The organism is Clostridium sp., from assembly GCF_016650035.1.
Classification (GTDB): Bacteria; Bacillota; Clostridia; order Clostridiales; family Clostridiaceae; genus Clostridium_AD.
Genome location: NZ_JAENWM010000068.1, coordinates 1 through 21,673, shown reverse-complemented (window position 1 = coordinate 21,673; position 21,673 = coordinate 1). Strand labels below are relative to the sequence as shown.

General features: G+C 29.6%; 17 protein-coding genes and 1 riboswitch. Of the genes, 2 read left to right on the top strand and 15 right to left on the bottom strand.

Annotated features, from left to right (window positions below; genetic code table 11):
- Window positions 1–628: 628 nt before the first annotated feature.
- On the top strand, window positions 629–1,969 hold the full coding sequence (locus tag JJD95_RS14735) for a sodium-dependent transporter (RefSeq protein ID WP_291643784.1): 1,341 nt from the start codon (window positions 629–631) through the stop codon (window positions 1,967–1,969).
- Window positions 1,970–2,050: 81 nt separating this feature from the next.
- Here JJD95_RS14735 and JJD95_RS14730 read toward each other — a convergent pair whose 3' ends face one another.
- From JJD95_RS14730 to speD, 8 genes are all read right to left on the bottom strand, one after another.
- A complete protein-coding gene (locus JJD95_RS14730; protein ID WP_291643783.1) occupies window positions 2,051–2,446 on the bottom strand; it encodes an HNH endonuclease in 396 nt (131 codons plus the stop codon).
- Window positions 2,447–2,514: 68 nt separating this feature from the next.
- Window positions 2,515–3,690: a 30S ribosomal protein S1 gene (gene rpsA, locus JJD95_RS14725; RefSeq protein ID WP_291643782.1), complete on the bottom strand. Its 1,176-nt coding sequence runs from the start codon at window positions 3,688–3,690 to the stop codon at window positions 2,515–2,517.
- A 546-nt stretch (window positions 3,691–4,236) separates the two neighbouring features.
- Complete coding sequence (locus tag JJD95_RS14720; protein ID WP_291643781.1) at window positions 4,237–4,812, bottom strand: xanthine phosphoribosyltransferase; 576 nt, start codon at window positions 4,810–4,812, stop codon at window positions 4,237–4,239.
- A gap of 107 nt (window positions 4,813–4,919) precedes the next feature.
- A riboswitch (purine riboswitch) is annotated at window positions 4,920–5,021 on the bottom strand.
- A gap of 169 nt (window positions 5,022–5,190) precedes the next feature.
- Window positions 5,191–7,623 (bottom strand): glycogen/starch/alpha-glucan phosphorylase, encoded by a 2,433-nt coding sequence (locus JJD95_RS14715; RefSeq protein WP_291643780.1) that lies wholly within the window; start codon window positions 7,621–7,623, stop codon window positions 5,191–5,193.
- Between the two features lie 45 nt (window positions 7,624–7,668).
- Entirely contained in the window at window positions 7,669–9,102 is a 1,434-nt protein-coding gene (glgA, locus tag JJD95_RS14710; protein ID WP_291643779.1) for a glycogen synthase GlgA, read from the bottom strand.
- A 28-nt stretch (window positions 9,103–9,130) separates the two neighbouring features.
- Window positions 9,131–10,240, bottom strand: a complete 1,110-nt coding sequence (gene glgD, locus JJD95_RS14705; RefSeq protein ID WP_291643778.1) for a glucose-1-phosphate adenylyltransferase subunit GlgD — start codon at window positions 10,238–10,240, stop codon at window positions 9,131–9,133.
- Between the two features lie 42 nt (window positions 10,241–10,282).
- The gene (locus JJD95_RS14700; protein WP_291643777.1) at window positions 10,283–11,434 is read right to left on the bottom strand and encodes a glucose-1-phosphate adenylyltransferase; all 1,152 of its coding nucleotides are present in this window, start codon (window positions 11,432–11,434) and stop codon (window positions 10,283–10,285) included.
- A gap of 329 nt (window positions 11,435–11,763) precedes the next feature.
- Window positions 11,764–12,585: an adenosylmethionine decarboxylase gene (speD, locus tag JJD95_RS14695; RefSeq protein WP_291643776.1), complete on the bottom strand. Its 822-nt coding sequence runs from the start codon at window positions 12,583–12,585 to the stop codon at window positions 11,764–11,766.
- A 284-nt stretch (window positions 12,586–12,869) separates the two neighbouring features.
- Between speD and asd the strand changes: the two genes are divergently transcribed.
- On the top strand, window positions 12,870–13,949 hold the full coding sequence (asd, locus tag JJD95_RS14690; protein ID WP_291643775.1) for an aspartate-semialdehyde dehydrogenase: 1,080 nt from the start codon (window positions 12,870–12,872) through the stop codon (window positions 13,947–13,949).
- Window positions 13,950–13,991: 42 nt separating this feature from the next.
- Here asd and JJD95_RS14685 read toward each other — a convergent pair whose 3' ends face one another.
- The 7 genes from JJD95_RS14685 to JJD95_RS14655 form a co-directional block, all read right to left on the bottom strand.
- Window positions 13,992–14,840, bottom strand: coding sequence for a TIGR03943 family protein (locus JJD95_RS14685; protein ID WP_291643774.1), 849 nt, complete (start codon window positions 14,838–14,840; stop codon window positions 13,992–13,994).
- A 48-nt stretch (window positions 14,841–14,888) separates the two neighbouring features.
- A complete protein-coding gene (locus JJD95_RS14680) occupies window positions 14,889–16,058 on the bottom strand; it encodes a permease (RefSeq protein WP_291643773.1) in 1,170 nt (389 codons plus the stop codon).
- Between the two features lie 191 nt (window positions 16,059–16,249).
- A complete protein-coding gene (trmB, locus tag JJD95_RS14675; protein ID WP_291643772.1) occupies window positions 16,250–16,903 on the bottom strand; it encodes a tRNA (guanosine(46)-N7)-methyltransferase TrmB in 654 nt (217 codons plus the stop codon).
- 178 nt (window positions 16,904–17,081) lie between these two features.
- Window positions 17,082–18,017 carry an ABC transporter ATP-binding protein gene (locus tag JJD95_RS14670; protein ID WP_291643771.1) on the bottom strand — a complete coding sequence of 312 codons (936 nt, stop codon included), beginning with the start codon at window positions 18,015–18,017 and terminating at the stop codon, window positions 17,082–17,084.
- Window positions 18,018–18,493: 476 nt separating this feature from the next.
- The gene (locus JJD95_RS14665; protein ID WP_291643770.1) at window positions 18,494–19,144 is read right to left on the bottom strand and encodes a site-2 protease family protein; all 651 of its coding nucleotides are present in this window, start codon (window positions 19,142–19,144) and stop codon (window positions 18,494–18,496) included.
- A 157-nt stretch (window positions 19,145–19,301) separates the two neighbouring features.
- A complete protein-coding gene (locus tag JJD95_RS14660; protein WP_291643769.1) occupies window positions 19,302–20,330 on the bottom strand; it encodes a hypothetical protein in 1,029 nt (342 codons plus the stop codon).
- Window positions 20,331–20,343: 13 nt separating this feature from the next.
- Window positions 20,344–21,384 carry a phosphodiester glycosidase family protein gene (locus JJD95_RS14655; protein ID WP_291643768.1) on the bottom strand — a complete coding sequence of 347 codons (1,041 nt, stop codon included), beginning with the start codon at window positions 21,382–21,384 and terminating at the stop codon, window positions 20,344–20,346.
- Window positions 21,385–21,673 lie beyond the last annotated feature (289 nt).

Below are 21,673 nucleotides of genomic sequence, written 5' to 3'. Positions count from 1 at the left end.
TCATATTTAAATCTACCTTTCTGATTATCAACACCCCATTTGTACAATCTTATGAGGTATATTCTACACTATATTTTTGTATGTTTGGGACATAATCAAAAACGGTATACTAAGACATTATCATAAACGGATCATATAATTAATTAAATACGTTGACATTTGCAAGTTATATATATATAATAATCACAAGTTCAAAATAAAATATTTCAAAAATGAAGACGGAGATAAAAATATCAAAATTTTATCCACAGAGAGCTAATATTTGATGAAAGTTAGTGTTAAAATTGATATATATTAATCACTCCTGAGTACCTTTTTCAAAGATTAATTCTGTAGATGAGGTCGGTTATCACCGTTATATGAGAAGAGTTTAAGTGAATTATGTAATTTACATTAAAATCAATAATGAGGTAATTGAATAAGTTACAAATTAGGGTGGTACCACGAAGAATATAATCTTTCGTTCCTATGAATATATTAATATATTCATAGGGATGAAAGTTTTTTTTATTTTCCTTTCATTTTATTATATTTACATTTTTGAAATTTATATATTTATCAAGTTTTAAAGTTATTAAAATTCTTCAAAATCCAAAGATAATGTTCACAAATGAAAGGAGCCTTAACAATGAAAAGAGATAAATTCAGTTCAAAATTCGGTCTTTTAGCTGCTGCCGCCGGCTCAGCTGTAGGACTAGGCAACATATGGAAATTCCCTTATATTACTGGCAAAAATGGAGGTGCTGCTTTTATTTTAGTTTATCTAGCATGTATACTCTTAATAGGTCTTCCTGTAATGTTATCAGAATTCGTTTTAGGACGAAAAGCTCAAGTTAATGCCGTAGCCGCATTTGAAAAAATTGAGCCTAAAAAGCCTTGGTTCTTAGCAGGTGCTTTATCTGTTTCTACTGCATTCATAATATTATCCTTTTATTCTATAATTGCAGGGTGGGTTTTTTCTTACATAGGTAGATCTGTTACAGGTAATTTAATAACTGTAGCCCCAGATAAGTTAAGCGATTACTTTGATACTATTGTTAGTAACCCAATAGAACCACTATTTTGGACTTTTTTAGTTTTAGCAATAACATCTATAATTGTAATCTTAGGAGTTAAAAGCGGAGTTGAAAAGTATAGCAAGATTTTAATGCCATTATTAGTTATCATAATAATTATATTAATGTTCAGATCTCTCACCTTAGATGGAGCTTCAAAAGGAGTTGCATTTTTGTTTAAGCCAGATTTCTCACTACTAACTACTAAAGGAGTGTTGGAAGCTTTGGGGCATGCTTTTTATTCACTTAGCTTAGGCATGGGTATAATTCTAACTTATGGAAGCTATGTTGATAAAAAAGTAAATATTTTCTCCTTGGCAGTTCAAGTTACTATTGCTGATACATTAATTGCTTTAATGGCAGGATTGGTTATTTTTCCAGCAGTATTTGCATATGGATTTGAACCAACCTCGGGACCATCTTTAATATTCATAACTCTTCCTGCTGTATTTAAGGCTATGCCTTTTGGTGGAATTTTTGAAACTTTATTCTTCCTCTTAATAGGTATTGCCGCTATAACTTCAACAATTTCTCTTTTAGAGGTTATAGTAACTTTCTTTACAGAGAAATTCAATGTTGGAAGAAAGAAATGTACTATTTTAATTTCTTTAGTAATTTTTGCACTGTCAATTCCTAGCACACTATCCTTTGGAATTTGGAGCGATGTTAAGATATTAGGAAAAAACTTCTTTGATCTTTTCGATTTTATTGCCTCTAATATTTTCTTACCTGTTGCTGGAATACTTATATGTATTTTTGTTGGTTGGGTTTGGGGAAGTAAAAATGCAGTTAAAGAAATTACAAGTGATGGATTATATACATTTAAATTTGAATTACTATATACCCTCATAATAAAATACGTTGCTCCTATTTCTATATTAATAATATTATTATACTCTACAGGTATTATTTAACTAAGTTAAATTGAATGGCTATTTTAAAAAAACAAAAGCTATATGAGACAATATTGTCTCATATAGCTTTTAACTTTCATACTAAATTTTAATTTTTTCAGATTCTACTTCTAAAAGCATTTTCTCATCATATTTTTTACTTCCCATAAGCTTAAAAATAATGTCCACTTTTCTAAAGCCTTTATCATTTAACTTATATTGCTTTAAAATCCTTATAATAATACCCCTATTTATATTAAGAAGTTGTACTAATTCCTCAATATTATAAAATTCATTTATTAAAATATCCCCAAGTTTTTTCTGCATATTGAGCTTATATTCTAAATCTAATCTTCTATTTTTATGAGGTCCGAATTTTCCTCTATGATGCTTGGAACAAAGGTATCTAAAGTTAAGTGGAAATTCTATACCTCCCTTACTTTTATAAACTATATGATGTTTATCAGCTGGATTTCCACAGATTTCACACTTTAACAATAATCTACCCTCCATATGGTGTTTTTAGTTACAAAATAATTACTAGTTATTTTGTTATCTAATAGACATTAAAATTTAAAATCTTTAAATTTATCTTTAAATAAATCTCCTAAAGTCATGCCTTCTTCATTTTGATTGAATTTTTCTAAATCTCCAAATCCTTTATCAGCTGCTTCTTTAATGCTTAAGCTTATTCTTCTATCTTTTTCATTTATATCACCAATTTTAACTTTCACAATATCTCCAGCTTTTAATACATCAGAAACATTTGTTATACGGTCTTCTGATATTTCTGAAATATGAACTAAACCTTCTACTCCTGATGCAAGTTGAACAAAAGCACCGAAATCCATTATTTTTACAACTGTTCCATCTACTATATCATTAGTCTTATATTTGCTTGATATATTACTCCAAGGATTTCCCTCTTCTGATTTAAAACTTAGAGATATTCTTCCCTTTTCTTTATCAAAATCTAAAACTTTAACTTCTACTTCCTCTCCAACTGATACTATTTCTGATGGATCTTGAACTCTTTTCCAAGATAAATCTGAAACATGAATAAGACCATCAATGCCACCTAAATCTACAAAAGCGCCAAATTTAGCAAGTCTTGTTACAACACCAGTTCTCTTTTCGCCTTTTTTAAGTTCATTCCAAACTATATCTTTTTTTGCTTCATTTTCAATTTTTTCTATTACTTTTCTAGATAAAACTATATTTTTCTTTTCTAGATCTAATTCAATTATTTTAACTTCTAGTGTTTTTCCTTTAAAGTCTTGTAGATTTTCTATATAAGCATCTGACATTTGTGATGCAGGTATAAATGCTCTAACTCCTTTAATATAAGCTGTAGCTCCTCCTTTAACTATATCACTAACAGTTACCTCTAAAGTTTTATTTTCATCTAATATTTCTTTAAATTCATCCCAAACTTTAACGCTATCTGCTCTTTTTTTAGATAAAAGAACATTGCCTTCTCCGTCATTAATTTTCATTATGTAGACAAAAATTTCATCATCAACCTTTACAACATCTACAGGATTTATCTCTTTTTCATTTGACATTTCCTCTTTTGCTATAACTCCATCTGTCATATAACCTATGTTAACATGAACTTCCTCTTCATTTACAGAAATTACAGTTCCACGTACAATGTCTCCACTGTTAATTTTCACCATAGATTCTTCTATATTACCCATTACATCATTCATTGAAACTTCTTCTTTATTATCTGTTGTCATATACATACTCTCCTTCTATTGCGTAATTATTTTAAAACTAGGTTTTGTTTCTTTATAAACTTAGACGTAAAACCAGTATCCTTTTAGGGTAATGGATGTAAGCCTTGTTTTAATTTTAAATGGTATTATTTTGTGATAGATAACAATATAATGCAAAGTTTTGGAATAGCAACACTCTTACCACTCTAAACTCTCTTATCTATATTATGTTATTTAAGCACATTTAATACTATTTGCTTCATTTTTAGAAGTGAAAAATTTTTTATAGTTTATTTTAATTACTCACCCTTTCTATTATATATTAAAACGCACCATATTTAAACCTTAACTACTAAATTAGTGTAATTAAATGATAATTAGTCGATATTATTAACATTTAATTGAAAAATAGAACTAGTTTAATGGGTATAGTTAGTATTTTTTCAAATATTATAAAAAAAAATTGCATAGTATTTTATTACCATACAATCTTTATAGTTATTTATCATCTTTTCTAACATAAGGATTAGAGTGCTAAAATTCTTTCTAATCAGTTTAATAGCTCCCCTATTCCTTAAAAACTATATTATTATCTTGTATAGATTTTACAATTGCCAGTGACTCTACTCTAACTCCCTCTTTTTCTATACGAGCTCTCCCATCTTGAAATGCTTTTTCAATTACAATTCCCACACCTACAACTAAGGCCTTAGCCTGACGTGCAATCTCTATAAGTCCCATTGCTGCATTCCCATTTGCTAAGAAATCATCAATTATCAAAATTTTATCTTCTGAATTTATGTACTTTTTACTGGTTCTTATTTTATAATTCTTGTTTTTCGTAAAGGAAAACACATCAGATTCATAAGTATCTCCATCCAAATTAGCTGCTTCATGTTTTTTTGCAAAAACCACAGGAACGTTGCCAAAGTATTGTGACACAATACATGCTATTCCTATACCCGATGCTTCAACTGTAAGTATCTTTGTGATTTCCACGCTTTCAAATCTTTCCTTAAATTCCTTCCCAATTTCATTAAATAGCTCTATATCAATTTGATGATTCAAAAAACTATCAACCTTTAAGATTTCGCTACCTATTACTGTTCCTTCTGTTAATATCTTATTCTTTAACGTTTCCATAATATTCTCCTTTATTTTTAAGATTTGAGCACTAAAAAACTCCCTAAATAATAGGGAGTTTATAATAAAAATCATTAATAAAAATAACTATTCACATAATTATTTTATTTCTTTATTAAAACACCCATAGTCAAGTATTTTACGGCTACTTAGTAGAAACGCTTAGTCCATATTTCTAAGCATATATGAGTTTACGAATATTAAGTTTTACATACTTACAAATGTTCGTGTTAATTCTTTATAATAATATTACAACACTTTTTTTACTAAATCAACACATTTTTTCACTGAATCCTCATATTTTTTTACTATTTAGACTATAACCGCAAAAAAATATACTGGACAATTATCCAGTACGTTTTTCTATATGATTATTAATTATAGTTTTATACTAACAGAAGGTGTGGTCCAAATTTCTTTAGCATAACGCTTTATGGTGTTATCACTAGAAAATATCCCTGAGTTAGCTATATTCGTAATTGACATTTGTTGCCATGTAGATTTCTGTCTATATAATCTATCAATTTCACTTTGAGCATTTACATAAGCATCAAAATCTTTAAGTACAAAAAACTCATCATTGTTACTTAATAAACTATCGTATATACTCATAAACTCCATTCTAGGAGTTTCTAAAAACCCATTTATTGTTTGGTCTACTATATTCTTTAATCTTTCATCTCTCTGATAAATATCATTAGCGCTATAACTTCTATTCTTGTAATATTCTATTACCTCTTCTGATGTTAATCCGAATAATACAATATTTTCTTTTCCCACCGCTTCAAATATTTCTACGTTGGCCCCGTCTAAAGTCGCTACTGTTATAGCTCCATTCATCATGAATTTCATATTACCCGTTCCTGAGGCTTCCTTAGATGCAGTAGATATCTGTTCACTAACATCAGCACAAGGAATAATTTTTTCAGCTAGTGACACCCCATAGTTTTCAAGAAATACTATTTTTAGTTTATCTTTAGCAATAGGATCATTGTTTATCTTCTTTGCTAGAGTGTTTATAAGTTTAATAGTTTGTTTTGCTATATAATAACTTGGTGAAGCTTTCGCACCGAATATAAAAGTTCTTGGAACTATATCTAGATTGTGATTTTCTCGAAGCTGATTATATAGATGCATTATATGGAATACATTTAAAAGTTGTCTTTTATATGCATGTAGCCTCTTCACTTGAACATCAAATATAGAATTAGGATCCACCGAAATACCATAGTTAGTTGTTAAGAAGTTCGAAAAATTTATCTTATTATTTATTTTTATATTGTATGTCTTGTCTTGAAAAGCAGTATTCTTTGTATAATCCATTAATTTAATAAGATTATTAGGGGACTTTATCCACTTGTCGCCTATAGTTTCTGTTATAAGATTTGCTAGCTCTTGGTTGGAATTTAATAGCCATCTTCTATGAGTTATTCCATTAGTTTTATTATTGAATTTTTCTGGATAAAATTCATAAAAATCCACCAATTCTTGGTGCTTTAATAATTCTGTGTGAAGTTTTGCAACACCATTAACGGAATGACTCCCTACAATAGCTAGATATGCCATCCTGATGTATCCCCCATGTATAATAGATAATTTATTTACTTTATTCCAATCCCCATTGTACCTATGGTAAACTTCATTACAAAAGCGCCTATTTATTTCTTCTATAATCATATATGAGCGTGGAAGTAATTTTTTAAACATTTCTACAGGCCATTTCTCTAGGGCCTCTGACATAATTGTATGGTTAGTATATGCCATAGTTTTAGTTGTAATCTCCCATGCGTCATCCCAATACATATTTTCTTCATCCATTAAAAGTCTCATTAGTTCAGCCACAGCTACTGCCGGGTGAGTGTCGTTTATCTGTACCGCCACATGTTTATGAAACTCCTTAACCGAAAGCCGAGTCTTTTTATAACCTTTTAGAATACTTTGAAGTCCAGCACTTACCAAAAAGTACTCTTGTTTAAGTCTTAGTAATTTACCTTTTTCGTAGCTATCATCTGGATACAAAATTTGTGAAATAGCCTCCGCTGAATATTTATCCTCACCAGCTTTTGCATAATTCCCTTGACTAAATGAAGAAAAATCAAAATCTTCTTCCATAGTTTCTGCACTCCAAAGCCTTAAAGTATTTACCGTATTATTATCATATCCTTTTATTGGAGTATCATAAGGAATTGCTCTTACCGATTCATAATCTTCATGGATAACTTTCATTTTCCCATCCTGTTCATTTAAATATACATTACCTGAAAATCTCACTTCTACAGCCTTATTTTCTTTTCTTATTTCCCATACATTTCTATATTTTAGCCAATTATCTGGAACTTCAACTTGATAACCATCCTCTATATTCTGTTTAAATAATCCATACTTATACCTTATACCGCAACCATGCCCCGGTATCTGGGTAGATGCCATTGAATCTAAAAAACACGCTGCTAGTCTTCCAAGCCCTCCATTGCCAAGGCCTGCATCTACTTCTACACTCTCCATGTCTTTCAAACTAATTCCCAGCTCGCTAAGTGCCTTTTCGCATATATTCTTTATACCCAAATTAACTAAATTACTATTTAATAATTTACCGATTAAGAATTCCATAGAAAAATAATACACTTGTTTTCCATTATTTTTCCCATACTCTTTATTGCTTTCAATCCAGGGTTTAGAGAAATAATCTTTAATTAATTCTCCTAAAGCAAAGTATTGATGTAGCGTAGATGCATCTCCAGCCTCTTCTGCAAACATATTTTGCAATTTTCTTATATAATCTACTTTAAAAGTTTTTTTATCAATAACCACAACATTCACCACCTAGCAAATTTGTAAATTTAAAATGCATAAAAACTATTTTTTTATATTATTATATAACTCTATATAGTTTTTAGCTGAACTTTCCCAACTATTGTTTGAAAGCATGGCGTTTTGAACTAATTTATCCCAGGCTTCTTTGTCATTATATAAATCTAGAGCTTTATTTATAGCATCTAGTAAATCATTACTATTATAATTTGTAAAAGAAAAACCATTACCCTCACCAGTATATTTATTATATGAAATAATGGTGTCTTTTAACCCACCAGTTTCCCTTACAATTGGGATATTTCCATATTTCAATGCTATAAGTTGACCAATACCACAAGGTTCAAATAATGACGGCATCAAAAACATATCAGAGCCAGCATATATTTGCTGTGCTAGACGCTCATCAAAAACAACGTTTGTCGATATCCTACTTGGGTATATGGAAGCGTAATGCTGGAATATATCCTCATAATATTTGTCACCATTTCCAAGTAATACTATTTGAATAGGAAGGCTAAGTAACTCTTGAAGTTTAAGTACAATTAAATCTAAGCCCTTTTGCTTTACTAATCTACTTACAATACCTATCATTGGTATATCTTTATTTACTGTAAAACCTAATTTTTCTTGAAGATATAATTTGTTTTCAACTTTCAGATTTCTACTTTCTACATCATAATTACAGAAGATTTTTTTATCCACTTTAGGATCATATAAATCATAATCTATACCATTTACTATTCCATATAGATTTTCGGATTTTAAAGATAATAATCCATGTAGAGATTCCCCATAAAATGGTGTCTGTATTTCTTCTGAATAAGTCTTACTCACAGTAGTTACTGCGTCTGCGAAAACAATTCCACCCTTCATAAAGGATACTGCATCATAAAATTTTAAGGCATCATCCGAAAAATATTTATCATCCAAATTTAATAACTCGCCTAATATTTCATTTGAAAATATTCCTTGATACTTCAAATTATGTATAGTAAAGACACTTCTGATTTTATTGTACCTTTCGTCTTCACTATAGTTTTCTTTAAGTAGTGCTGGAACAATTCCACAATGCCAATCATTACAATGAATTATATCTGGTACAAAATCGCCCATGTATTTTATAGATTCAAGGACTGCTTTTGAAAAATAAGAAAATCTCTCACCATCATCATAACATCCATATGTTTCATATCTTTTAAAATAATCCTCATTATCCACAAAATAAAAAGGTATATCATCATATGATAAATATTGTAATCCACAGTATTGATTTCTCCATCCAACAGTAACATTAAAACTAGCAATTGTTTCCATGCAATTTTTAAATAACAATGGAATACCACTATATTTAGGTATAATTACTCTTGCATCAATTCCAAGCTTTCTTAGTGCTTTAGGCAATGCATACGCTACATCTCCTAGTCCCCCAGTTTTTATAAAAGGATAAGCCTCAGAAGCTACAAATAATACTTTCATACTAAACCTCCCTCAATCTTATTAATTATTATAATCGAATTTTCTTTTCGATAACAACTGGAAACTCTATAGCTCCCTTTAAAACAGTATTTTCATTTAAGATTGTATTTTTGTCAATTATAACATTCGTAAGTTTACATCCTTTTTTAATTACACAATTTTGAAAAATTATACAATTTTTTATTTCTACACCTTCCTGAACTGTTACCCTTCTTGAAATTACGCTATTCTCAATATCTCCTTTCAAAATACATCCATTAGAAATCAATGAATTATTAACATTGGATCCATCAAAATATTTAGTAGGAGCCTCATCCTTAATCTTAGTATAGATTAATCCATTGCTAAAAAATAATTCCTTTGTTACCTTAGAATTTAACATATCCATACTGATTTTATAGTAATTTTTTACAGAATTCACACATTTAAGGTACCCTTTAAACTCATATCCATTTACATTATATTCTTTAACACTATCGTATATTGCATTTTTTATTGAATTATGAGACCCCGTCTGAACGCAATTGTTTATAATGCTTATTAAAGTGGATTTTTTCATGATAAACGCTTCCATAGATATATTTAGTTTATCCTCTGCTCCCTTGTTTTTACCAATGCTGAGAACTTTGTTTTCCTCATCAATATATAATGTGTTAGCATCCAAATAATGTTTTTTCCCATTATTTGTTTTTTTATACAATAAGGTTATATCAGAACCAGATTCCTCATGATACTTAGCTGCCTCATTGTAATCAATATTACAAATCATATATGAAGAAGATATAATTACGTAATCTTGCTTGGTTCTATAAATGTATTCCATATTATCACTTAATATATCTATATCTCCTGTACGCGACCTTTCTGAGACAAAATTGAATAAAAACAAACCATTTATTTTTCTATCTAAATCCCAAGGTTTACCTGAACCCAAATGATCCACCAAAGATCTAGATTTTGTATTAGTGAAAATACCTATATTATAAATACCCGAATTAACCATATTTGAAAGTACAAAATCAATAACTCTGTACCTTCCACCTATAGGTATTGATGCTATAGGTCTTGTTTTAGTAAGACTTTTAATATTCTCTTCGTCCTCGTTTAACGTTAATATTCCTATATAATTATTAAGCATACTAGCACCCCGTTATTTTTATAATTTAGTTATTTTTATAATTTAGTTAGTTGATATTCTAGAATCAGCTTTAACCTCTTTTCCTTCTTCTATAACAATAATGTCTTCTCCATTACCAATACAAGAGTTACGTCTTATGGTAACATTGCTTCCTATAATAGCCTTATCTATAATTACATTATTTCCTATTTTAGTATTAGGTAGAATAACTGAATTAGTTATTTTAGTATTTTTGCCTACATGCACACCATGAAATAGCACACAATTATTTACTTCTCCAAATACAGTACAACCCTCATTGAGCATCGCATTATTAATCTTCGCCTGAGGTCCTATATATTGTGGTGGTAACATTGGATTAACTGAATATATTTTCCATTGACTATCGTATATATTGAGTTCATTATCATCAGCTAACATATCCATATTAGCTGCCCAAAAACTATCAATAGTACCTACATCTCTCCAATATCCTTTGAACGGATACGCATATAGCTTCTGATTATTAGTTATCATTTTTGGTATTATATTTTTTCCAAAGTCATTACTGGAATTTTTATCAAGGTTATCCTCTTTCAATAATTGCTTAAGAGCAGCCCAATTAAATATATAAACTCCCATAGATGCTAAATTACTTTTAGGTTTTGTTGGTTTTTCATCAAATTCATAGATACTACTATCTTTTCGAGTATTCATCATCCCAAATCTATAGGCCTCTTCTAACGGCACTTCTAGTACTGCAATAGTAACATCAGCGCCTTTTTCTTTATGATAATCGAGCATTTTTGTGTAATCCATTTTATAAATATGGTCTCCTGATAAAATAAGCACATATTCCGGATCATAACTATCAATATAATTTGTATTTTGGTAAATAGCATCTGCTGTGCCATTATACCAATTCCCCCCGTCCTCACTTTGGTAAGGGGCGAGCATGGTAACTCCTCCATTCCTTCGGTCTAGATCCCAAGGAGTACCTATTCCTATATGAGCGTTTAAAGCCAAAGGTTGATATTGAGTAAGAACTCCTACAGTGTCTATATCGGAGTGTGAACAGTTACTTAAAGAAAAATCTATAATTCTGTACTTTCCTCCAAAGGGAACTGCAGGTTTTGCTATCATTTTTGTTAATTGTTTGAGTCTTGATCCTTGACCCCCTGCCAATATCATAGCTATTAATTCTTTTTTTATCATGCTAGTTTTCTCCTTTCTACCACTGTACTAATGCAGCTTACTTACTAAATTTTTTTTTAATATTTATACGATTTTATATTCTAATTTCTGAAAATTAAATTTATAAATTTAATTTGTTAGAATATTTATAATATACGATTAAATTATACCATATAAATGGATAAAAATAATAATAAAATGAAAAATATGTAATTTTTTCATATGTATATTCTGCTATAAACTTATTATATAAAAAAAGAAAACTTCATTAGAAATATAAATTTCCTTCTGAAGTCTTTATCAATTTTCTATTCTTACGTTTTATAAAAGTATACATGCTATTTCAGTTACTAATTTGGAATGTCCATGCCATAAAATATTTCTATCATTTCTTTTTCTAACTTTTGTATAATATCACATCTTTCATCTTCACTTAAATCTTCTTCTTTAATCTCAAAGAGATAATTAGGAAGCTCTAATTCGTTTAACTTCATTTTTGTATGAAATATATTAGATTGATATATATTCATATCGATTAAGCTATATTTATCTTTGGTTTCTTTAGTAATGTAATTTTGGATGGAACTAATCTTATGGTCTATAAAATGTTTTTTACCATCAATGTCTCTAGTAAAACCTCTAACCCTATAATCAATAGTAATAATATCCGAATCAAAGCTAGCTATTAAGTGATTTAGAGCCTTTAATGGTGATATGGTCCCACAAGTTGCTACATCTATATCTACCCTAAAGGTACTTATATTATTTTGAGGATGACTTTCAGGATAAGTATGTACCGTTACATGACTTTTATCTAAATGCCCCACAATATTCTCACGAATTGGTGTTAAAATCCCTCTATTACAAGAACAATCTACCAAGTATAAAGGTATTTCTTCCTCTGAAATAAGTAATGTTACACTTGCACCCTGAGGATCATAGTCCTGCTTTGCAATATTTAACACACTAGCCCCTATTATTTCAGTAACATCCGTAAGAATTTTTGTTAGTCTCTCAGCATTGTATTGCTCATCAATATACTCTATATATTTTTTTCGATCTTCTTCAGTTTTTGTATAGCAAACATCATAAATATTAAAACTTAATGACTTTGTTAAATTGTTGAATCCATATAGCTTTAATTTGTCTTTATCATTTTTATACAACTTCATTCCCCATTCCTTTTAAACTCATCTTAGAAAAATTATATCACTTATAGCCGGATTATCATGCCACAAATTTATTGCACATAACCATTCTATATAATTATATACTTGAAGTATATACTTTTTAACATTATAATCAACTATAATAGAAATTCTTATATGGGTTTTATAATTTTTATTAATATTATAATTATTAACCTTATGATATGGATAAGACTATTTATAAGTATAAGTGTAGTACTTATATTCTATCACAAATATATATTATTAAATCGGGGGGTATTAATACAATGAATAAAAAATTAAAAGTAGGTTTATTAGGTGGAACTGGGTTTGTTGGTCAGCGTCTTATTACGCTTCTCCATGATCACCCATATTTTGAGATAGCTGTTATTGCCGCTAGTGAGAATTCTGTGGGTAAAACTTATTATGACGTAGTAAAAAACAGATGGAAACTAGACGTGCCTATGCCTGAAAGTATTAAAAATATAGTAATAAAAAATGTAAATCAAGTAGAGGAAATAAGCAGTGAAGTAGATTTAGTATTTTGCGCAGTTAATATGCCTGCAAACGAAATAAGAGAAATCGAAGAAAGATATGCAAAATCAGAAACTCCAGTGATATCAAATAACTCTGCACATCGCGGCTCTGCTGATGTTCCAATGATCATTCCAGAAATAAATGCTGAGCATTTAGAATTAATCCACGTACAACGTAAGCGTTTAGGCACCAAAAGAGGATTTATTGTTGCTAAGCCTAATTGCTCTATTCAAAGTTATGTTCCAGCTATAAATGCACTTATGGAATATAAGCCTACAAAGATATCAGTTTGTACTTATCAAGCAATATCAGGCTCTGGAAAGATATTTTCAGATTGGCCAGAAATTTTGGATAATGTTATACCTTATATCGGCGGTGAAGAAGAAAAAAGTGAGCAAGAACCTATGAAAATTTGGGGGCACATAGAGAACAATAAGATCGTTAATGCAACAGAACCTATAATTTCTGCTCAATGCATTCGTGTGCCTGTGTCAGATGGTCACTTAGCTACAGTTTCAGTTTCCTTTGAAATTAAACCAACTAAAGAAGATATTTTAGAACATTGGGCGAATTTCAAAGGTAAACCACAACTTTTAAAACTTCCAAATGCTCCGGAGCAATTTTTAACTTACTTTGAGGAAAATGATAGACCTCAATCTAGACTAGATAGAAATATTGAAAAAGGCATGGGAGTATCAATTGGAAGGTTGCGCCCAGATACTTTATTTGATTATAAATTTGTTTGCCTATCTCACAATACACTACGTGGGGCAGCTGGCGGTGCAGTACTTACAGCTGAGCTTTTATTTACTGAAGGGTATTTGAAATAACAAGACTTAGTGGTGACAGTTAAGCTAACTGTCACCATTATTCTAATTATATATATACTCATTATTCTCTACCTCAATTTGTTCTATTTTATTTACTTTAATTATTGGAATCATATTAATTTCTGCATATTTATCATCTATATATTCATGTTGTTCCAGTGTCCCCTCTATATTTACCCAAGTGCCCTCAGTTAATACTTCTGCCTTTGAATAATCACACAAAAGTCCAACTAACTGAGCATCTGCAGTGCAACAACTTACTAGAATTCTAGACAATATAAATTCATCTTTGTTAAGTCCATTTTGTTTATATATGAACCCTTTTATATTAATAGTTCTGCCAACATAATCATATGGCTTTCCATATATATTCTCATAAAAATTCATAAAATTTTCACTAGTCATACTTATAGTTTCACCTTTTACTATTGCCACACTATCTAATGGTTCCTCTAACAACAGATAATCGTCGTCACCTAAATGACTGTATTCATCATCATTATGCTCACATAGCTCTGTTCCATCATCTAACGTTATATGTTTATGCTTCAAGGTATTAATTTTAAGTTGTGAGGTTAGTGAAAATCCTTTATTTATTACATTATAAGCACTCAATCCTTCAGATTTAAATAGAAATCCTAAAGTAATTGGAATTAAAAACATCATAAACCCAATCTTTAACCTTTTGTTTTTTCTAATACTAAAAATATTTTTTCCTTGGACAACAGTCAGAACAATAAAAAAATATAATGCGAACTTTACGTATTTAACCATTTTAGGGTGTACGTATAAATTTATTTTATTTGTACTTATAATCATATAAAAATAATAAGTAAAACCCACGAGTATAAAAAACCATATTAATTCATTTAAATTTAACTTCTTTTTCACTCTTTTCCTCCTTGAAGATCTCTTTAAATAGATACCTGTTATTTATTTTTACAAATCAAACCCCTTGCTTAGAAGCTCAATAGGAAATATATTTGCTATTACTGCTAAGATAAAGCAAATTGCAATTATAAGGAAAATAAGTTTAGCTACAAAATTTATTTTAAAGCTTCCACAAAGCATAATGGTATTTTTTATATCTATCATAGGTCCTAATATTAAAAACCCTAAAATTGAACCAGTGGTAAATTGCCCTAAAAAACTTCTAGCAATAAATGCATCTGTTTCTGAACAAACTGATAAAACAAAAGCTAATACCATCATTACTATTATGGATGATAACACTCCCCCACCTATTGATAAAATAAATTCCTTTGGTATAAAAACTTGCATACATGTAGATAGGAAAACACCCATTATAAAAAATCTACCTATATCATATAATTCTGCACTTGTATGTGATATTACATCTTCTAAATTTCTTATAAACATATTACGCATATTACTTTGCTTATGATTATGTCCGCAAGAACAGTTATCATGGTTTTTATCTAAATGACTATGATTATGTTTAATAATATTTACGTTTTTGCGAATGAACACAGTATGATTTCCACAAGAACTATTAGCTTTTATTATATTTTCCTTAGACCTTTTGACTTTTTTCACTTTAAACGGGCTATCTTTATGAAGTACCCCTATAAGAGCACCTATTGTTATAGCACCAATCATACCAAACATAGCTCTTGCTATTACCATATATGACATTCCCATAAAAGCATAATGTGTTGATAATAAAACCACTGGATTCATTATCGGCACAGATAGCATAAATGTAACTGCAATACTTAGAGGTACCCCTTTCTTAATAAGTCTTCTAGTTATAGGAACGATAGCACATTCACATACTGGAAAAACAAGACCAACTAGTGAGGCAATAAATACTCCTAGGAATTTGTTCTTAGGCATTATTCTTGCGATTGTTTCCTCTGATACGAATATTTGAATTATAGACGAAGCTAATGCTCCAATTAAAATAAAGGGGATACCTTCGAGTATTATACTAAGGAAAATAGTAGCAAAATCATTAACAACCCTTGAATCTAATTTAATAATGGAGGTACCCTTTATTAAATATATACCCAATAGTAAGATAATGATGATACCTAGAGTTTTTATTAAGATAATTTCAATATCATAAGTTCTTTTATTTTCTAGCATTAAGTACTCAACCCCTTGCCAATAATATTTATACATTCTAAACCATTATATTATCTAAGGCCTCTTACTATGACACTTGCATAATAATGAACAGACAAATAAAAATTGTCCACACTAAAACCAAAATTTTCGGCTCTAGTGTGGACAATTCTGTTTATAACTTTATTATATTTTAAAACTCTATTGGTTGTTTACATTAACTTAGCCAGCAAAAACATAGTTTTCATACCGAGTTCTGAGAATTTAGCTTCGTATTCTGTAACTACATTCTCTTTAAAATCACTTTTGTGGAGATCATAGGTTGAAAATAATATTTCAAATCCACATTCTTTAAAGTATTCTACCGATTCTTCAAATAACTCTGTATTATCTGTTTTAAACCAAACTTCAGATTCAGGCTTCAAGAATTTCTTATAACTCGTTAAGAATTTAGTATGAGTTAATCTTCTTTTGTTATGCCTTTCTTTTGGCCAAGGATTACAGAAATTTATATAAATTCTACTTATCTCATCTTTTTCAAACACATCATCAATGAGCATTATGTTTAATGGCATAAGTCTTACATTTACTTGTTCTGAATCTTCAATTTCTCTTACATCTAATACTTTTCTAAGGGCAAATACTAGTACCTCATCTTTTAAATCTATACCTATAAAATTAGTATTTTGATTTTGCTTAGACTTCTCTGCTATAAATCCACCTTTACCACAACCTACTTCTAAATATATTTCATTATTATTCTTAAATATTTCATTCCATTTTCCTTTATGAGCATATTGGTCTGTTATCACAATCTGGCTAGAGTCTAGCTCTGGTCTAGCCCAATATTTTTTTCTTAGGCGCATATAATTATCTCCTTGTTTCTAAAAATTAATTTTGTCAAATTTACTTTCTTATTATATCACAGGATTGATTCTAAATAAACTTTATCGCTTTAAATGTTAGCTATTTCTTTTGATTTCTGAGACGCTTGTCCTTTAGTATAATAAACATTAGTTGTTAACCGTCCCCGCCTTAAATACCCTAATCTCTAAGTTTCCTCCCAGTTAGAGTAAGAAATACTGACTCTAAATCAGGATTTTTGTTTTCAATATTCACAATAGAAATGTTATTAGAAGTGAAAAAAATTATTATCTTGTCCAAATTAGTAACATCTCTTTTGCTTTGTATTTTGATTTTGTTATTATCAATTTCTATTTTTACAACTCCTGCTATTGCCTTAAGTTCATCTAAATTAACCTCTACTATGTCGTCAACCGTAACCGTGATATATTTTATATCTGTAACAAGAAAATTGAGCTCTTCCTTGGTCCCCTGTGCAATTACTTTTCCATGGTCTATTATAGCTATATTTTTACATATAGTTTCTACCTCTTCCATATAATGCGTAGTGTAAATTATAGTACATCCTAGTGAATTTAGTTTTTTTACAGATTGCAATATATGATTTCTTGATTGAGGATCAATTCCTACTGTTGGTTCATCCATTATAATTAACTTTGGTCTATGGGCTATAGCGCATGCAATGTTTAACCGTCTTTTCATTCCACCTGAAAAACTCTTCGGGTATTGTTTTTTCTTATCTAAAAGCCCTACAAATTCTAAAGCTTCTTCTACACTTTCTTTAAGTTCGGAGCCTTTCAAACCGTAAAGACTAGCAAAGAATTTAACGTTTTCATAAGTCGTTAACTCCTCATAAATAGCAATCTCTTGAGGTACCACACCAATGTTTTGCTTAATATAGGTACTGCTTTTTCCAATATCTTTACCTAAAATTTCAATTTTACCTTTATCCATTGCCAGTAGTCCACATAATATATTTATGATAGTGCTCTTACCTGCACCATTAGGCCCTAAAAGTCCGTAAATTTCTCCTTCTTCAATATTTAAGCTTATATTGTCTACTGCTGTTACATCCCCAATTTTTTTAGTAAGTCCTTCAATTTTAACTATTTTCATATATAACACCTCTTCATAATTTTCACCTTTTATATTTCTATTGTACAAAAAAATGACTCTTCAAGAAGTAAAGAAAGTCACCTTTTAAATAGTATATTGCAATTTGCGTTCTATGTTTTAAGCCTGTCTTACTTAAAATAGAAGTTATAGTTCCTAACCGTCCCCTCTGAAATACAAATATACAGTTTGCTTGAAACTTCACGTAGTACGTTAATATCGCTCTGAATGATTAGTTTTTATTTTGGTATATAACTACCTAATAAAAGTTTAGCCGCCTCTAGCTGCATAAGAGCTCCAAAAAAAGACATGTCCAACATTGTCATAGATTAACTAAATATATAATAAGATACCTTAAGGCAAATATAAGATAAAACCATGGGTATAGCAAAAGTGGAATTATTCATTCCACTTTGACAGTAATTACTTATGCAATAAATTAAAACAGAAAATTCATAGAGAATAATCCATCCTTCAATTTAAATCATCTCTGCAATATTTATGAAAAAGGAAAATAGTGCTGATGCTGGTATTCCTACAACGAAAGTGAAAACTGAGTTTCCACCGGGTAATATAGGGAATATTAGGACCATAAATATTAGAAATTGATACCTAGTAATTGAATCTGAAATATTGTAGAAAAACTTTGGAAATAAGTCCCTTAGTATATGAAATCCGTCAAAACCTGGTACTGGAACTAAATTAAGAAAAAATAACATACAATTTATAGACCCCGTAAGTGCTAATATTTTTATAATAATACCATTTAAAGCACCCTGAATCGGTGAAAATTTTAAAAATAACATAGCTAAAATTGCAAATACAAAACCTAAAATCAAATTAGCCATTGGACCTGCAAGTGAAACTTTTAAATCATCTTTATAATAATTTTTATAGGCACTTGGATTTGTTTGAACTGGTTTTGCCCATCCAAACCCTACTAATAAAATTAAAATGAATCCCATTGGGTCGATATGAGAAATCGGATTAAGTGTAAGCCTTCCCTGAAATCTAGGTGTTTTATCTCCCAATTTATCTGCTGTAATAGCGTGTGCAAACTCATGAAAAGTAAAAGCTATTAAAATTGCTGGTATCAGTAAAACCTTTTCTAATATTAGTTGTGAATCCAAATTTACCCCTCCTTATTTTCCTGCCGTGCTAGTATGAAGTACATCCTGTTTTTTTAAATACCTAATATATCTATTATAACAAAGTTTCTAGTTATTTAAAATTAATTATTTACAAAAAACTATGCCATTGGCATAGTTTAAACTTAATATGTTATAACTACTTAAAATAAACAAAAGATATTTTATTTCCTATTAAGGTTACTATACCTTTAGTATATAACTGCAATAATTTTCCTTTATAACTAGTTAAAATCCCCGACTTAATCTCTTTTACTACCCCTCTAAGGGAATCATTTTGATATACTTTCCCTACTGATGATACAAATAAATCTTTTTTTTCAGATGGATCTTGTAAATCAATATCTTTCCATTCATCAGTATCATCTGATATTTGCCCATAATATATCTTGCTTGTTATATTATCTTTTAATTCTCCAAGGTAAACATTATCATTATCATCAGTACCAATTAACATTAGCTTGTCTACATCTTTAATAGTTATAGCTTCCTCACGACCCGTAACATATATTGAATTATAAACTAATCCCTCGTACACTAATTTATCTTCACGACGAATTAATTCAATATTACTCACAAATTTAGGTATTGTATTAACTTTTGTCATAGTTCCCATTCTGTCAAATCTATATATACTACTTACCCCTTCTCTATTTGAACCCTTTACGTAAGTAACTCCTGTTAAAATTGATACCTGTATATCTTCTACTTCTGATGTTGTATCATCCCATTTTAAATCTTTAATCTTTACTTTTTCGCCTTTTGATATATCATAAGAATATAATCCTAAATCACCAGATTCATCATTGCTTTTTTTCTCTACAAAAAGCATTCTATTTCTATCTGGAAGCCATTCATAAAAAGATATTTTATTTCCTTCTTCAACCTCTATATTTTTAATGCTTCCATCTTTACAATTAGCAATTCTTAATTTTTCATTTTCATAGTAAGCTAAATATTTAGCATCATAGGACACTAATATATTTTCTGCATTTTCAGGTACTGTAATATCTATATTCTTTACTTTGTCACTTTTATCGTCTTCAACCTTTTTTGAAATCACCTTAGAATCAACAGTTGAAAAATACTGATTTAAATAAAAGAGAACTAACCCTTGTATAGATAAAGATACTATTATCCATATACTTATTCTTTTCATCCATTTCATATCGATATCTCCTTTAATTTAAAATATCTAATTCTCTGTTCTCTACATATATAATCGAAGGTACAGATCTCTCTCCTAGGCTATCGCAAGGACTGTTTATAATTTCATCATTATAAAACAATGTAGAAGATGACCCTCCATCTAAGTTAGTAGCATTATAAGCTCCATACTCATCATATAACAGGTCTTGAACCTCTCTTAAAGTAGCACCTAAACTATTTACCTGTCTACCATCAATAACTAATAGTATTATTGATCCATCATTTCTTTGTGCTATAGCTGTTCTAGGGGCTATACCCCATCCACCATCACCATTGTTTATAGTTTTCTTTCCATTAACTATTAAAGCTGGTCCAAAAGATACTGCTTCAGTTACTCCATTTTTTTCCATCTCTTTAATGCTATGAGGACCAACTAGAAGCTTTCCAGCTTTAGTTAATGCAACAACATCTCTTTTTAAATTTTCATCTTCACTATCATTGAAAACAGTTTTTCCACTAGCCATTATAATTCCGGCTGGATTTGCTCCTGTGCCTGTCCAAAGTGATCCTTCTACATTATCTGCAAACCCTCCACCATTAACCGCTGCAATTGCGCCACTAGCTTTTGCAATTTCACTAGTTAATTGTCCTTCCTCTCCAAGCTTACTGCTATATCCTACTTTTATCCTAGTTGGGTCACTAATTACTAGTACATAACCTTTATATCTTTTTCCTTGTATATCATATCTTTCAATACTATTATCATTTTTATTTTCTACCCTTATACCCGAATCTATGTCATCTACTTGAACTATAGTTTCTACTGCTTGTTCCTTCATGATTTGATTTATTTTATCATCTGATAAAAATGATGTTACTACCCATTGCAATGTGAATGTTGTCATTGCTGCACCAACTACTGTAGTTTTTACATTTTTAAAAGGACCATAATAGACCATAAATGGGCCTGTAATAGTTGTAAAAATTAATTCAAATATAATAAATAGCAAAACTAATGTTTTTACATTTGTTTTTTTACTTCTCCTACTTTTTTTTCTTTTCATATATTCCATCCTTTTTTCGCATTATATTAATTACTATAACATTGTACAATAAAACGCAATATATTTAAAGATAATTAAAATGTTATTTTTGTTATTTAGAATACTATTTCAATAAATATATATTAAGGGAGTATAAATTCTTATACTCCCTTAATATATTTGAGCTTTCACGGAAACTCATTAGCTCCTATGATTACTCATTTCTAGTATCATTAATTTTTGTTGATTCCCCCATTTTTTCTGCATAAAACGCTTGACAAGTCTGTAAAAATTTGAAAAATCCCTCCTAGAGACATGT

Excerpts from the sequence above, each read along its gene's own strand:
- JJD95_RS14735 (WP_291643784.1), top strand. The coding sequence starts at position 629 with ATGAAAAGAGATAAATTCAGTTCAAAATTCGGTCTTTTAGCTGCTGCC.
- rpsA (WP_291643782.1), bottom strand. The coding sequence starts at position 3,690 with ATGACAACAGATAATAAAGAAGAAGTTTCAATGAATGATGTAATGGGT.
- JJD95_RS14720 (WP_291643781.1), bottom strand. The coding sequence starts at position 4,812 with ATGGAAACGTTAAAGAATAAGATATTAACAGAAGGAACAGTAATAGGT.
- glgA (WP_291643779.1), bottom strand. The coding sequence starts at position 9,102 with ATGAAAGTATTATTTGTAGCTTCTGAGGCTTATCCTTTTATAAAAACT.
- glgD (WP_291643778.1), bottom strand. The coding sequence starts at position 10,240 with ATGCTTAATAATTATATAGGAATATTAACGTTAAACGAGGACGAAGAG.
- JJD95_RS14700 (WP_291643777.1), bottom strand. The coding sequence starts at position 11,434 with ATGATAAAAAAAGAATTAATAGCTATGATATTGGCAGGGGGTCAAGGA.
- speD (WP_291643776.1), bottom strand. The coding sequence starts at position 12,585 with ATGAAGTTGTATAAAAATGATAAAGACAAATTAAAGCTATATGGATTC.
- asd (WP_291643775.1), top strand. The coding sequence starts at position 12,870 with ATGAATAAAAAATTAAAAGTAGGTTTATTAGGTGGAACTGGGTTTGTT.
- JJD95_RS14680 (WP_291643773.1), bottom strand. The coding sequence starts at position 16,058 with ATGCTAGAAAATAAAAGAACTTATGATATTGAAATTATCTTAATAAAA.
- trmB (WP_291643772.1), bottom strand. The coding sequence starts at position 16,903 with ATGCGCCTAAGAAAAAAATATTGGGCTAGACCAGAGCTAGACTCTAGC.
- JJD95_RS14670 (WP_291643771.1), bottom strand. The coding sequence starts at position 18,017 with ATGAAAATAGTTAAAATTGAAGGACTTACTAAAAAAATTGGGGATGTA.
- JJD95_RS14660 (WP_291643769.1), bottom strand. The coding sequence starts at position 20,330 with ATGAAATGGATGAAAAGAATAAGTATATGGATAATAGTATCTTTATCT.
- JJD95_RS14655 (WP_291643768.1), bottom strand. The coding sequence starts at position 21,384 with ATGGAATATATGAAAAGAAAAAAAAGTAGGAGAAGTAAAAAAACAAAT.